A 14,774-nucleotide genomic window follows, 5' to 3' on the forward strand; every position below is an offset into this window, starting at 1 on the left:
GCTTATGAAATTTGAGTCCTTCATCGCGCTGCGATATCTGTTTGCACGTCGTCAACAGTCTTTTATATCGGTTATTTCGATAATTTCTGTTCTCGGAGTTGCCCTCGGAGTCGCTTCGCTTATCGTAGTTCTGGCTGTGATGAACGGTTTCACAGAGGACTTGAGGGATAAAATTCTGGGCGTGAATGCTCACGTAATTACCATGAGTGCAGCCGGAAATATCTCCGGTTATGCTGAGTTGACGAAAGAAATTGAGGGTGTCTCCGGTGTAACCGGAGTCACCCCTTTTATTTACTCGGAACTCATGGCCTCATCGTCCCAAGGTGTTAAAGGCGTAATTTTACGCGGTGTTCAACCCAAGTCAGCAGACAAGGTACTTACCATTCGTAAGTATATGATCGATGGCGGTTTTCCTGAGTTGGAAAGAAAAGGGCTGCCGGGTATCATTATCGGTAATGAACTTGCCAAACGTCTCGGTGTGGGGATCGGCAGGCGTATAAACCTTCTTTCACCTTCCGGTAAAAAAACATCACAGGGTTTTGTCCCGCGTGTTCGCAATTTTAGAGTTGTTGGTATATATAAAACAGGTATGTGGGAGTACGATTCCTCACTTGCTTTTGTAACATTGAATTCTGCCCGTGAATTACTGGGGTGGAATGACAGCAAAGTGACAGGAATTGAAGTCTCTGTCAGCGATGTGAACAACGCGGATAAAGTTGCTAAAAAAATTACTGAAAAATTAGGTGGCTATCCTTTCTATTCCAGAAGTTGGATGGATATGAATGCGAACCTGTTTGCAGCATTGAAGCTGGAAAAGACCGCAATGGGCGTTATTCTTACCTTAATTGTTCTTGTTGGTTCTTTCTCCATTATTACCACGCTGGTGATGCTTGTTATGGAAAAAACCCGTGACATTGCCGTACTTATGTCTATGGGGGCAACCAAAAAGCAGATCCGCAGAATTTTTATGCTGCAGGGCACCATTATTGGTGTAGTGGGTACTGCACTCGGGTTTGCGCTGGGACTTGGCGTTGGCGAACTGCTTAAAAAATATCAGTTTGTAGAATTGCCTAAAGGCGTGTACTCAATGGATAAACTTCCAATTATTCATGACTGGACAGATCTGGTCATTATTGGCGTATCCGCAATGGTGCTGTGTTTTCTTGCCACGCTGTATCCGGCAAAACAGGCTGCAAAGCTGGAACCTGCAGATGCGTTGAGGTATGAATAATGAGTTCTGCACCATTATATGAGTTGCGGGGAGTGGGGAAGGACTATGAAGGTCCGGCCGAACTCCTTACCGTTATAAATAATCTTGATCTTGTGATAGAGCGCGGAGAGGCCTTGGCAATCACCGGTGCTTCCGGATCAGGAAAAAGTACCCTCTTGCATCTGTTGGGAACCCTTGATATCCCATCAAGGGGCGAATTACTTTTCAATGGGCGTAATCTTGCAGAACTGACTGACGACGCTAAAGCTGCAGTGCGAAACCATGAGATTGGTTTTGTATTTCAGTTTCATCACTTGCTACCGGAATTTTCGACCATTGAGAACGTGGCAATGCAGGCTATAATTGGGGGAGTCGCCAAAAAAGAAGCCTTTGAGAGAGCTGCTGAGATGTTAGGGCTAGTAGGTCTCGGAGGGCGACTTGAACACAAGGTGACAACATTATCTGGCGGTGAGAGACAGCGGGCTGCTATTGCCCGTGCTGTACTCATGCAGCCTTCTGTATTGCTTGCAGACGAACCCACAGGAAATCTGGATGAACGCACTGGCGAATCAGTCGGGGAATTACTTCTTAGACTAAATGATGAGCTTGGTATGACGTTGGTTGTTGTTACGCATAACCCTGAGTTATCAGAGCTTATGCGTCGCCGCCTTGAACTGCGAGCTGGAGAACTATATGTCCAAACAGGTTAGACCATGTGTTGCCATGGTCTTCATGTTGCTTACGCTGCTGCTTGCTGTAAGCGCTAATGCTGCGCCGGGGAATGGGATTCGGGTGCTTGTACTTCCATTTTCAGTTAACTCAGGAGAAGACTTGAGTTACCTCGAAGATGGACTGCCTGAATTGATCAGGGAGCGTTTAGCTGCAAAAAACTTTTCAGTCGTTCCCGATAACGAACTGGAACAACTCTTAGCAGAAAACTCCATTACGGAATTGAATATTGCTGTTGTCCGTGACCTCTCTTTGCTGTCCAACGCTGACTATGCGGTGTACGGCAGCTTTACACAGGTCGGTGAACAGCTTTCTATCGATGCGCGTCTGGTTGAAGCTTATGGACTTCAGCCTGCAAAACCTATTTACATTAACAGAACAGGACTGATTAATGTTCTGCCTGCTGTTGATGAACTTGTTGCGCAAGCGTCAAACGAAATGCTGCGCAAACAGTCTATTTCCAACATTGTTGTCCGCGGAACAAAGGTTCTTGATCCGGACGTTGTGCTTATGCGCCTGCGTATCCAAAAGGGTGATGCGCTTGACGGTAGAAAGCTCAACGAAGAAATCAAACGTATTTATGCGCTTGGCTTCTTCAGCGATGTGAAAGTTTCTGTAGATAAAAAACGTGACGGTAATGAACTTGTCATTACTGTTGTTGAAAAACCGAAGATTAATAACATTGTGATTTCAGGCTCTGATGCTGTGGACGAGGACGATATCCTTGCAGCAATTAGTTCAAAAAAAGGTGCCGTTCTTAACGAGAAGCTTCTTTCTGACGATATCGCGCGCGTGCGTGATCTCTATAGAAAAGAAGGCTACTACCTTGCTGAAGTCGATTACAAAATTGAACGTGGCGCCACCGGCGCTACTCTGACGTTTAATGTTAAAGAGGGCGAGAAGCTTTATATTAAAGACATTGCTCTTGAAGGCACTGAAGTACTTGATGCCAATGACGTTAAGAGTGCGCTTGCGTTGTCCGAACGAGGCATCTTCTCATGGATTACCGGAACCGGTGTTCTGCGTGAAGATTTCCTTGAGCGTGACGTGGCAGCTATTGCAGCATACTACTTGAACCGTGGTTTTCTTGATGTCCGTGTAGGTAACCCTCGTGTTGACTACGAAGCGGACGGAATCGTGATTACGTTCCCTGTATCTGAGGGGCCGCGATACAAGTTAGGTACTATTACATTCTCCGGTGATCTTATTGAACCGGATGCAACGTACCTTGAAATCATTGGTCTTGATGAATGGAAAGCTGAAGAAGAGTACTTGAACTACACAGTTCTTCGTGAAGATAGTACTAAAATTGGCGACTGGTACGCTAATTACGGATATGCCTACGCAGAAGTAGATTTTGGTATTCAGCGTCAGCCGGACAATATCGCCAACGTTTCCTACAAAATCGATAAAAAGAATAAAGTATATGTCCGCAGGGTCGTTATGGAAGGTAACACCCGTACTCGTGACAATGTTGTGCGACGTGCTGTGGATTTGACAGACGGTGAGCTTTTTAATGGTGATAAACTGCGCGAAAGTAACCGTAATTTGAATAACCTCGGGTACTTCTCTGAAGCAAACGTGAGCATTGTTCCGACAAACTCACCTGACGAAGTTGATCTTAAAGTTAAGGTTAAAGAGAAAAATACCGGTTCTATTATGGCTGGTGTTGGTTGGTCTTCATATGATGGTGTCGGTTTCTCCGGTTCCCTCAGAGAAGATAACTTGTGGGGTAAAGGCTACAAGGCTGCATTCTCAGCAAGTTTCTCTTCCAAGAAAACTTCCTACGACCTCAGCTTCTTGAACCCGAGTGTGTATGACAGTGATTTGTCTTTCAGCGCTCATTCATACATTACCAAAACTGAATACTCTGACTACGATTACAACAAAGTTGGTGGTAAAGTAAGTTTTGGTTACCCGATTGGTAACTGGTCACGTGTGTATGCTGGGTATCGTTTTGATGAATACAAAATTACCGGCGTAGACGATGATGCAACCAGCCTTATTAAAGAGCAGGCTGATGACGGTACCCGCTACGCAAGCGTAGCGCACGTTTCCCTTTCCCGTAATACGGTGGATAACTTCCAGCGTCCTACTGGCGGTAATATATTTAGCTTTACCGCGAACTACGGTGGTGGAATCCTTCAGGGTACTGACGACTTCATCAAGTTGATCGGTGAAGCACGCCAGTTCTACGCATTGAATAACGATCATGTTCTGATGGGACGCGTTAAAGGCGGCATGTTGTTGCCAAACGGTGGTTCCTATGACGATATTCCGATTGTAGAACGCTTCTGGCTTGGTGGCATTAACAGCGTCCGTGGTTACAACTATGATGACTTTGCAGTACGTCAGGCCGATGGAGATAAAATCGGTGGTACCCGCATGGCATTCGGTAACCTGGAGTACCAATGGTACTTCGAGAACGACCTCGGTATGACTCTGGTTCCGTTCTTTGATATTGGTATTAACTTTGATGACGAGGGTACTGGGCTCACTTCCAACAAAGAGTGGCTCTACAGTACTGGTCTTGAATTACGCTGGCGTTCGCCTATGGGTGACCTGCGTTTTGCATACGGTATTCCGCTTGCTGACGTAAACGGCGAACAACAGAAGCCTCGTTTTGAATTTGCAATGGGGCAGTCCTTCTAGAAACAGTCAAGTATGAACGCGGCCTTCGGGCCGCGTTTTTTTTTATGCTAAAGTATTTGTCGGGGTTGCACCCATTGACAGGTTTACGTATCCTACTAATGATTTGCGACTGGCTGCTTTTTTTAAACTTCCAACTTTTAGGCGCGGAGTATCCAGGGACACTATGCTAATTATCAGGAAAAAAGGCATGTTATGCTTGCCTTTGCTTCTACTACTTCTTTTATTCTCAGCTACCAATTCCTACGCTAGTATTAGTCGGGACTACAACACCGCGTTGAATCAATTCAGATCGCTTGTTAAAAATTCGACTCAGGCACGGTATCGTTCCAACTGGAAACGACTGGAAGACAAGTTTCTTGCCATTTATCAGGCTAATCCTGACGGGGCGTATGCTCCCAAGGTGTTATACTATATGGGGCGGGTGAATGAGGAGCTTGCAAAGCGTTCCTATTTGAGCTCTGATTTTCAGGCAGCTGTCGATTATTACAATCGGTGCGCAAGGCGGTTTACCAGACATTCATGGAGTGATGATGCACTCTATCGGTTAGCCAGAGTGCAGTATTACAACTTGAATCAAGCTACTAACGCCAGGCGCACGTTAAATAAGTTGCTCACCACATATAAAACTGGTGATAAATATCAGGAAGCGGTTGCACTGCACCGGAAAATACTGGGAAGCGGTGATAAGGCGAATAATGCCTCGGCCAGTCGTCCCGTTGCGAAAAAATCCACTCCTGCGGTACCTCGCCGTGTTTCTTCCAGCAGTAGCGCTGCTTCTAAAAACGTATCCCTTAAAGGCGTTCGTTTTACGAGCAGCAACGATTACACCCGTGTTGTGATCGACCTGAGCGGTGATGCAAACTACCGTTATAAATTTCTCAATGCTGACCCGTCCCGCAATCTGCCTTTCAGACTCTATATTGACCTTGAGAAAACACTGCCGGCATCATCCGTTAAAGATGATATGAAAATCTACGACGGTATCTTGAGAATGATTCGAGTAGGTAAACCCGTTCCGACTACCAGCCGCGTAGTTCTCGATTTTGAGGCCGTTCAAAAATACACAGTTTTCGCTTTGGAAAATCCGTACAGAGTTGTTGTGGATGTATCTGCTCCGAAAGGGGGAGTGCAGTCTCACCCGCCTGTGGATTTGTCTAAAAAGGTTGCTGTGCATAAGCCGAAAAAAGCATCCAGAACGATTCCACCTTCTCGCAAGGTTCCTGATCTTGTTGAGCAGCTGGGGCTGACGGTTAAGACCGTTATGATTGACGCCGGACATGGCGGAAAAGACCCGGGTGCTTCACGAAACAGGATTCGTGAAAAAGATTATGTCCTTAAGGTAGCGAAAATGCTCGGTAAAAAACTTAAGGCAAAAGGTTTCAACGTATTGTATACACGTTCGACAGACGTATTCATTCCTTTGGAAGAGCGTACTGCAAAAGCGAACGTGCAAAAGGTGGATTTGTTTGTTTCTCTGCATATCAATGCGAACAAGAAGAGGAATGTACATGGAATTGAAACCTATTACCTTAACCTTGCACGTTCGAAAAGCGCCCGCCGTGTTGCAGCACGAGAGAACGCCATTACTGAAAAGCGTATCAGTGACTTGCAGTTTATCTTAACGGATCTCATGTTGAACTCAAAAATGCAGGAATCCAAAGCTCTTGCAGAGCTGGTGCAGAAAAGCATGGTGAAGACTGTTCGCGCTAGAGGGTGGAAATCCAAGAGTAACGGGGTGCGAAGTGCGCCGTTTTATGTACTTATGGGTGCAAAAATGCCGTCCATCCTCGTTGAACTAGGATATTGTTCAAATGCAACGGAAGCAAAACGCCTTCGCAACAGTTCCTATCTGAACTTGCTTGCAGACGGAATTGCAAATGCATTGAGTACATACAGGCGGAATTTAAAGAACTATGCAGCTATGTAGCTGTGTGAAAAGAAAAACGACAGTGAGTAGATTTCTCACTGACAACGTACGAAGTTTTTGTGTAGTAGTGGCTTTTGATACATTGCTGCTGTTTATGACAGGGTAACAGCTTGATTATGTTTACCAATGCTGTGCCTTATTCGTCAGTTCCGTAGCTGTAGTTTGGGCGGTAGAACCGCACTATTTCTTGACTGCGGAATGCTATGAAGCTATCCACTCTATCGATTTGATAGTTTCTATTTATGGTTAACTGATTAACATATTGTTAAGTAAAGACATTTATTTTTAGGAGCATTCGATGCGTAATATTCTTTTAGCTGTTGTGGCTTGTACATTCCTTTTCGCTTCTTCAGCAATGGCTGCCAAATATGGTGAAGTTGACTTTGGAGTGATTGCTAAAGATTCCGAACCGGCACTGGCCATTTCTAAAGCTATGCAGCAGACCTTCGGTGCTGAAAATAAAAAGCTTAAAGAAGATAAAGTTGCTTTTGATGCAAAAGTAAAAGAATTCCGTGTACAGAGCCAGGCTCTGTCTGAAGATGCAAAAAAAGCAAAAGTTGAAGAGCTTAGCAAAGAAGAAATGGGACTTGCACAGCGTCAGCAGCAGTTTGTTCAGCGTGCACGTGCAGCAGAGCAGTCTGCACTTCGTGACATGAGCGCTCTTATGCTTGAAGCTACCCGTGAGTTTGGTAAAAAGAATGGCTACGATATGATCGTTGCAAAAGCTCAGGGTGCTGTTCTTTACATGAAGAACCCTGTTGATGTTACCAAGCAGGTAATGGTTGTAGTTAACCGTTTATACCGTGCAAAACTTGAAAAAGCAAAAGCTGCACAGAAAAAAGCTAACAAAGCGAAAAAATAAGGGATACGGTTAAGCATGCTGCTTTCTACAATCGCACAACATCTTGGCCTTGAGTTTGCTGGTGAAGATCTTGAAATCACAGGTGTAAACACTCTTGATGATGCTCAGGAAACAGAGCTGACTTTTTTAGCCAATCCCAAGTACGCATCAAAGCTTGCAGAAACTAAAGCCGGTGCTGTTGTATGTACTGCCGATCAGGTGGAGAATGTTCAGCGAGCGCTTATCAGTGAAAATCCGTATTTTGATTTTGCCCGTTGCGTTGCTATTTTTGCTAAGCCGCAAGGGGAGATGAAAGGCGTTTCTGAACTTGCATACATCGATCCGACCGCGAATCTGGCTGATGATGTCACAGTGTACCCACATGCATTTATCGGCCCGCGTGCTACAATCGGTTCCGGAACTGTTATTTTCCCGGGTTGTTACATCGGGGAAGATTCCATTGTAGGTTCAGATTGCATTCTTTACCCTAACGCCGTTCTAATGGCGGAAACTGTTGTGGGTGATGACTGCATCATCCATGCAGGTGTAGTGCTTGGTGGTGACGGTTTTGGCTTTGCTCCTACAGAATATGGAGTACAGAAAATTCCGCAGATCGGTACCGTAACTATCGGTAACGATGTTGAAATTGGTGCAAACACCACCATTGATCGTGCTGTGCTTGGTTCAACAACAGTAGGCGATGCAACAAAAATTGATAATCTTGTTATGCTCGGGCATAATGTAGAGATGGGCAGCAACTGCCTTATTGTCTCTCAGGTGGGTATTTCCGGTTCGACTAAGGTTGGTAACGGCGTTGTTATGGCAGGACAGGCTGGCATTGCCGGTCACCTGAATATTGGCGACGGCGCAACTGTTGGTCCTAAAACCGGTGTTGGGAAAGACATTCCGGCTGGTGTAACAATGGCTGGAATGCCGGCGATGGAAAAGGGGATTTTCATGCGCCACACAACTCTTTCACCTAAAATTCCTGACCTGTTTAAACGAGTAAAACAGCTCGAAAAAGAAATCGAAGCGTTGAAAAAATAGAGGTACACAACATGACCGTCACCGAACAGAATACTCTGGATATCCGTCAGATTCTGAATCTGCTTCCACATAGATACCCTTTCTTACTTGTTGACCGTGTAACGGACTACACTCCGTTCGAGACTATTGAGGCATACAAAAATGTGACCATGAACGAACCTTTCTTTCAGGGACACTTTCCAAACATGCCGGTAATGCCGGGTGTACTCATTATGGAAGCACTTGCTCAGGCTGGTGGTCTTCTTGTTATGAAAAGCACTGATATGCCGCTCGAAGGCAAACTGTTCCTCTTCACTGGTATGGAAAAGGTTCGCTTCCGCAGACCTGTATACCCTGGTGATAAGCTTGAACTGAAATGTCGTCTTCTCCGTCACAAGCTGAAATTGTGGAAAATGGAAGGTAAAGCATACGTTGACGGTGTGCTCGCAGCAGAAGCAGAAATGACAGCCGCTATTATGGACAAGGAGGATATGTAGCGTGGCTACTCAAGTTCATCCTTCTGCCTTTGTTTCGCCTAAAGCGAAACTTGGCGAAGGTGTCATTGTCGGCCCTTGTGCTGTTATCGAAGATGATGTTGTCATCGGTGATGGTACAAAGATCGACGCTTTTGCTTCCATTAAGCAATACACACAAATGGGGAAGAATAACCATGTCCACTCCTATGCGGCAGTGGGTGGTGTTCCGCAGGATCTTAAATTTCACGGTGAAGTCAGCTGGTTGAAAATCGGCGATAATAACACTATCCGTGAATTTGCGACCTTGCATCGCGGTACAGAAGACGGCGGTTCTGAAACCGTTGTCGGTAGTAATAACCTTTTGATGGCGTACACACATGTTGCTCATGACTGCATTGTCGGCAGCAATATTATTATGTCCAACAACGCAACTCTTGCGGGGCATGTTCATGTTGCAGACCATGCTATTATTGCAGGTCTTTCTGCTGTGCATCAGTTTGTTCGCATCGGTAACCATTCTTTTGTGGGCGGAATGACCGGTATCGGTCAGGATTTACCACCGTACATGCTTGCAACAGGTAACCGTGGCGGTGTTCATGGTCCAAACCTTGTTGGACTTCGTCGTCTTAAAGCGTCACGCGAAGTTATCCGCGCGCTTAAAAATGCGTACAAACTTATCTGGCACTCTTCAACACCTCGTAAAGAGGCTTTGGAACAGCTGGAATATGAATTCGGTAACTTTACAGAAGTTCTTGAATTTGTAGATTTTGTTCGCAAAAGCGATCGTGGTATCTTGGCAGCGCATAGCGATTAACCTGCACTGTCTGATCGAAATGTAAAGAAGGAAGGTAGCAGTGCCTTCCTTCTTTTTTAAGTTTATGGAGCAAATATTCTTATGGCAGCATTACAGGAACGAATCGGCATTATAGCAGGAGCCGGACAATTTCCGGAACTTGTGGCAGATGGAGCCCGCAAGGATGGCTATACTGTTGTCATGTGCGGTTTTGTTGGCCACACAGACCCTGCAATCGAGAGCAAAGCCGATATCTTTGAGATGCTCCACCTTGGTGCTCTCTCCAAGCTGATTCAATTTTTCAAAAAAAATGGTGTAACCCGCGTATGTTTTGCAGGTGCCATTAATAAGCCCAAAGCACTGGATGTACGTCCTGATCTGCGAGCAGCAAAGTTACTGTTTAAAATTCGTTCTAAGGGTGATGATGTTCTGCTTCGTGCGGTTCTGGACGAGTTGGAAGTTGATGGTCTTCAGATTGTTCAGGCTGCTGAACTGGTGCCGGATCTTCGAGGCCCTGCCGGACTTCTTACTAAGAAGAAGCTTACCGATAAACTGCGCGAGACTCTTGCATACGGAATTCCAATTGGTGAACAGATTGGACGTATGGACATAGGGCAATGCATTGTTGTTCGCGAAAATATGGTTGTTGCAGTTGAGTGCCTTGAAGGCACGGATGCAACGCTTAAACGCGGTGCTGATCTCGGCGGCAAAGGGTGCGTAGCGATCAAGCTGTTTAAGCCTGATCAGGATGAGCGTATCGACTTGCCTGCACTTGGTTTGAACACCATTAAGAACCTTGTGGATGGCGAATATAGCTGCCTTGTATATTATGCAAATAAGACTCTCTTTTTTGATAGGGAAGAAGCGCTGGCACTCGCCAATGAACATAACATAGCCATTATTGGCGTTGATGAAGAGTTTAAGGCCAGCCTTTCGTAGCTTTGAGACAACTGTGCCTGAACGTTGACGGAACGAGCAGTATATTGCGTCATTTTGACGTAGCGTACTGATTGTTCCGTTTTTTATTTGCAATATGGTAGCTTAGGAGTAAACTATACCCTAACTTAGAAGTAGAGACACATAACGCTATTGAGGAAGGTGCCTATGTTTTCAGCTGCTACCGTGTGGGACAATATAGATAAAGTAAGAGGCAGTGCGCCTGTGGTACATAGTATCACGAACTATGTTGTTATGAATTCAACTGCCAATGCTCTTCTAAGTGCCGGTGCATCGCCAATCATGGCGCATGCAAAAGAAGAGCTTGAAGAGTTGATTAAAATTTCTGGTGCGCTGGTCTTGAATATTGGCACGCTCAGTCCTGAGTGGATTGAAAGTATGCGTATGGGTGCTTCTATTGCTGCTGCTAACTATAAGCCTGTTATTCTTGACCCTGTAGGTGCCGGTGCTTCTATGTTGCGAACCGAAACTGCCCGTTCCCTGCTTGAGGAAGGAGGAATTTCTGTAGTTCGTGGTAATGCCTCAGAGATTATGGCGCTTGCAGGTACAGGGACATCTACCCGCGGGGTGGATTCCTGCCATGACTCCAGTGAAGCAGAAAAAAGTGCGCTGGCACTGGCTCGCAAGTATCGGTGTGTTGTTGCTGTTTCCGGTTGCACAGATGTGGTGACAGACGGTGAAGCTGTGTACACGGTGCGGGGCGGTAGTGAATATATGGCTCTGGTGACGGGTATGGGGTGTATAGCTACAGCTATTTGCGGTGCGCACATGGCTATCAGCGAAGACAGTTTTGCTGCGGCTGTTTCCGGTATGGGATGCATGGCAGCAGCAGGCGGCCTTGCAGAAGTTGCTTCAAACGGACCGGGCACATTTGCGGTTCAGTTTATTGATGCACTTCATAAAATGACCGAAAACGACATTAACAGACTTGTCGAAGTGAGGGTTGTGTAATGAGACAGAGTGCAGATTTCTCACTTTATCTGGTAACAGACAGTAGCAGGTGTACCATGATGCCGCTGGAAGAAACTGTTGCTGCTGCTGTGCGCGGTGGGGTGACAATGGTTCAGCTGCGTGAAAAAACAATGGAAACAAGAACATTTGTTGAAGTTGCCCGCCAGCTTCGTGCGTTACTTTCTCCTCTTGAAATTCCGCTGATCATTAATGACCGTGTGGACATAGCCCTTGCTGTGCGTGCTGATGGTGTGCATGTAGGACAGACGGATATGCGGGTACAGGATGTCCGTGCACTTATCGGTGGTGAGGCAATTGTCGGCATTACTGTGGAAACTCCTGACCAGATCGAAGAAGCCAACGCTCTTGATATTGACTATATTGGTATTTCTCCTGTATTTTCTACACCTTCTATTCCAAGAAATGTGAAGCCATGGCAAATTCCCGGTATTGAAAAAGCCAGAAGCATGACAAACCTGCCGATTGTGGGGTTTGAGGGAATTACTACCGCGAATGCTGCGGATGTCATAGCAGCAGGAGCAGACGGGGTTGCAGTGGTATCTGCTATCTGCGGAGCATTGTCACCAAAAGATGCCGCAGAAGAATTACGCAGTGCAGCCTTTGTTTAGACAGTGCGGCAGTTTTTTTAAGCTGCCGTGGTATGAGAGGGTGTATGAAAATTGCTGTTGCAGCGAGAAAAAAGAATAATACGTATATGGTCGAACCAGTTTTTGGTCGTGCCGATCTGTTTGTTCTTGTAGAGGAAAATGGCAACGACCGCGTGGTGATAGAAAATCCATACAGGGATGATACTGAAGCGGCAGGGCGTAAGGTGGCTCAATGGCTTATTCAGGAAGGTGTCACCACAGTTCTTTGCGGAGATGTGGGGGCAAAAACACGTTTTTATCTGAGTGAAGGCGGGATTTTTTCCGGTATCGGATATGACGGCACTGTAGATGAAGCTCTTGCCAGATTTGCTGCTTCCTGATGACCGGAACGGTTTGAGAAGATAAATTTACACGATAAAAGCGACATACCGCATAGGCGGTGTGTCGCTTTTTTCGTAAAATTTGTTGGCAGTATGTCTACGACTTTTCAATTCCAAGTTTCTGCATGCGGGATCGAAGGGTTGTAGGCTTTATCCCTAGAAGTTCGGCTGCACCGCCATTTCCCTGAACTCGCCAGTTGGTGGATTCTAGTGCCTGCTGGATATTGAGCCGTTGCATGGCAGTCCATTCTACTTCTGTAATAATATCCTGCGGACGAGGAGCCGTTGCAGGCGGAGTAGCTGTTGGTTTAGCTGCAGAGTATGCATGGACATTCATTTCAATTGGTGGAGTAGCATTACTGTTGTCATGAATGTAGAACTCCATACTGCCGCTGTGGGACATGATCACCGCACGTTCAACAACGTTTTGCAGCTCTCGCACGTTTCCCGGCCAGTCATATTCCTGCAGTTTATCCACATGGTGTGGTTTCAGGCGCGGCGGAGTAATATTCATGCGAGTTGCGGCAAGGTTGATGAAATGACGAGCCAGTAGGGGAATATCATTTTTTCGTTCACGGAGCGGCGGAACATGGACGGGGAATACTGATAAACGGAAGTAGAGATCCTGCCTGAACTTGCCTGCTGCAACTTCTTTTGTAAGATCTTTGTTTGTTGCGGCAACAATGCGTACGTCCACTTTTCTGGAACGTTCATCACCAACAGGCTCAAAGGTACCTTCCTGCAGAACACGAAGCAGCTTGCCTTGCAGTTCAAGTGGAATTTCTCCGACTTCATCAAGGAACAATGTGCCGCCATCCGCCATCTGGAAGCGGCCGACGCGGTCGCGGATTGCACCTGTAAATGACCCTTTCACGTGTCCGAAAAATTCACTTTCAAACAGCTCGTGGGGAATGGCAGAACAGTTTACCCGTACAAAGGCTTTCTGACTTCGTGTAGACCGGCTGTGGATTGCGCCAGCAAGAAGTTCCTTACCAGTTCCTGATTCACCGAGCAGCAGTACGCTGGCATCCGTAGGGGATACCACCCCGATTTGCTCCATTACGTGCGCAAGGGAATCAGAGTCGCCAATGAGGTTGTCATCAAGTTGTTTTTCTTGCACCGCACGGCGCAGGAGTTCGTTTTCGAGCTCCAGTTCGCCTCGCAATTTTTGAATTTCTTCAAATGCAACAGCGTTTACAAGGGCGCGGGCAACAGTGTCCGCAAAAATTTTGTGCATTTTTTGATGCATAGAATGGAGTTGGGCAAATGGCCCGACCATCGGGCGATCATAGAAGGTTGAAAGTACGCCGAGAAACTCATCATTGTACATAACGGGGAATGATGAGTACGCGTGATACCCCTCTTTAACAGCCCAGTCAGGACGATCCCAGTCTTCAGGAGAAGACCCTAAGGAAGGAATACCTTTCTGACATGATGCGAAAATCGGCTCTGACACAGGAACAAGGTCATAGGTGCCTGATGCGTGCAGCCATTCAGATGGTGTATTCTTTTTGATACCTGAAAATGCTACTAGTTTGAGCATGGTGTCGGCAGCGGGATGCGGAGCGACAATGTCCGCCATTTTGGGGGTAGGGCGCAGCCAGAAAACCCCCATAGTTACATGGGTTCCTTTGTAGCCGGTGGAGGCTCGCTCAATAATTTTTGCTGGATCACGCTCATGCGCAACCGAAAGCATGAGATCCAGAAAGGGCGTGATGTCGAGAGAATTCAGTTTTGTCTGAAGTCTCCGGTAACTTTTAGCTGTTGTTTTGGGCTGTTCTGACTCGGTATCCTGTGCCGACGGGAGCGGGAAAGATTCTTTTGTGGTAGTATCCGTTACAGGAAAGTCGCTGAGTGTTACATCTCTGCCGGAAAAGGTTGTGCTGAACACTCGCCCTTCAGATGTGTTTTTCTCAGGTGCAGAATTTTCGTTGCGCGAAATGTTATCATTTTTAGCCATTAGTCTCTCTCGCTCCATTATTTCGTTACGAAAAATCGTAAGTAACGAGATTTCGTAGCGTGAGAAATCGGGCACGTCAATGCAAAAGTGTTGGTATTCGGTTTGTTGCAGTGAACACTGTTTTTGGCACGAGATGTGCTTATAGAAAAATAAAGAACGGTAATACCGCTCTTTTCGGTGTCAAATCCGTGTGGTCCCTCGCTTCACGGAAATGATTCAGTCGCTTCATTTTTGACAAAAGCCCAGTGTTCCCCTCACTGGGCT

General features: G+C 46.2%; 13 protein-coding genes. 12 read left to right on the forward strand and 1 reads right to left on the reverse strand.

Annotation, left to right across the window (positions count from 1 at the left end; genetic code table 11):
• Positions 1–4 precede the first annotated feature (4 nt).
• The 12 genes from SP90_RS06900 to SP90_RS06955 all read left to right on the forward strand — a co-directional run bounded on the left by SP90_RS06900 (position 5) and on the right by SP90_RS06955 (position 12,550).
• A complete protein-coding gene (locus tag SP90_RS06900; RefSeq protein WP_066853931.1) occupies positions 5–1,231 on the forward strand; it encodes a lipoprotein-releasing ABC transporter permease subunit in 1,227 nt (408 codons plus the stop codon).
• Complete coding sequence (locus SP90_RS06905) at positions 1,231–1,920, forward strand: ABC transporter ATP-binding protein (protein ID WP_066853933.1); 690 nt, start codon at positions 1,231–1,233, stop codon at positions 1,918–1,920. Before SP90_RS06900 ends, SP90_RS06905 begins: the two co-directional genes overlap by 1 nt.
• Positions 1,904–4,591: an outer membrane protein assembly factor BamA gene (bamA, locus tag SP90_RS06910; RefSeq protein ID WP_066853935.1), complete on the forward strand. Its 2,688-nt coding sequence runs from the start codon at positions 1,904–1,906 to the stop codon at positions 4,589–4,591. Before SP90_RS06905 ends, bamA begins: the two co-directional genes overlap by 17 nt.
• 274 nt (positions 4,592–4,865) lie before the next feature.
• Positions 4,866–6,518 (forward strand): N-acetylmuramoyl-L-alanine amidase, encoded by a 1,653-nt coding sequence (locus SP90_RS06915; protein ID WP_231895541.1) that lies wholly within the window; start codon positions 4,866–4,868, stop codon positions 6,516–6,518.
• Positions 6,519–6,816: 298 nt separating this feature from the next.
• Positions 6,817–7,380 (forward strand): OmpH family outer membrane protein, encoded by a 564-nt coding sequence (locus SP90_RS06920; RefSeq protein ID WP_066853939.1) that lies wholly within the window; start codon positions 6,817–6,819, stop codon positions 7,378–7,380.
• A gap of 15 nt (positions 7,381–7,395) precedes the next feature.
• A complete protein-coding gene (gene lpxD / locus SP90_RS06925) occupies positions 7,396–8,406 on the forward strand; it encodes a UDP-3-O-(3-hydroxymyristoyl)glucosamine N-acyltransferase (protein WP_066853941.1) in 1,011 nt (336 codons plus the stop codon).
• A gap of 11 nt (positions 8,407–8,417) precedes the next feature.
• On the forward strand, positions 8,418–8,882 hold the full coding sequence (fabZ, locus tag SP90_RS06930) for a 3-hydroxyacyl-ACP dehydratase FabZ (RefSeq protein ID WP_066853943.1): 465 nt from the start codon (positions 8,418–8,420) through the stop codon (positions 8,880–8,882).
• A 1-nt stretch (position 8,883) separates the two neighbouring features.
• The gene (lpxA, locus tag SP90_RS06935; protein ID WP_066853952.1) at positions 8,884–9,675 is read left to right on the forward strand and encodes an acyl-ACP--UDP-N-acetylglucosamine O-acyltransferase; all 792 of its coding nucleotides are present in this window, start codon (positions 8,884–8,886) and stop codon (positions 9,673–9,675) included.
• A gap of 81 nt (positions 9,676–9,756) precedes the next feature.
• A complete protein-coding gene (locus tag SP90_RS06940) occupies positions 9,757–10,593 on the forward strand; it encodes an LpxI family protein (protein WP_066853953.1) in 837 nt (278 codons plus the stop codon).
• A gap of 165 nt (positions 10,594–10,758) precedes the next feature.
• A complete protein-coding gene (gene thiM, locus SP90_RS06945; protein WP_066853955.1) occupies positions 10,759–11,562 on the forward strand; it encodes a hydroxyethylthiazole kinase in 804 nt (267 codons plus the stop codon).
• Positions 11,562–12,191 (forward strand): thiamine phosphate synthase, encoded by a 630-nt coding sequence (thiE, locus tag SP90_RS06950; protein ID WP_066853957.1) that lies wholly within the window; start codon positions 11,562–11,564, stop codon positions 12,189–12,191. The genes thiM and thiE overlap by 1 nt, the downstream gene beginning before the upstream one ends.
• 44 nt (positions 12,192–12,235) lie before the next feature.
• Entirely contained in the window at positions 12,236–12,550 is a 315-nt protein-coding gene (locus SP90_RS06955; protein WP_066853959.1) for a NifB/NifX family molybdenum-iron cluster-binding protein, read from the forward strand.
• Positions 12,551–12,647: 97 nt separating this feature from the next.
• Here the strand turns inward: SP90_RS06955 and SP90_RS06960 are convergent, their stop codons facing one another.
• Entirely contained in the window at positions 12,648–14,510 is a 1,863-nt protein-coding gene (locus SP90_RS06960) for a sigma-54 interaction domain-containing protein (RefSeq protein ID WP_157471215.1), read from the reverse strand.
• Between the last annotated feature and the right edge of the window lie 264 nt (positions 14,511–14,774).

The organism is Halodesulfovibrio spirochaetisodalis, from assembly GCF_001672295.1.
GTDB lineage: Bacteria > Desulfobacterota > Desulfovibrionia > Desulfovibrionales > Desulfovibrionaceae > Halodesulfovibrio > Halodesulfovibrio spirochaetisodalis.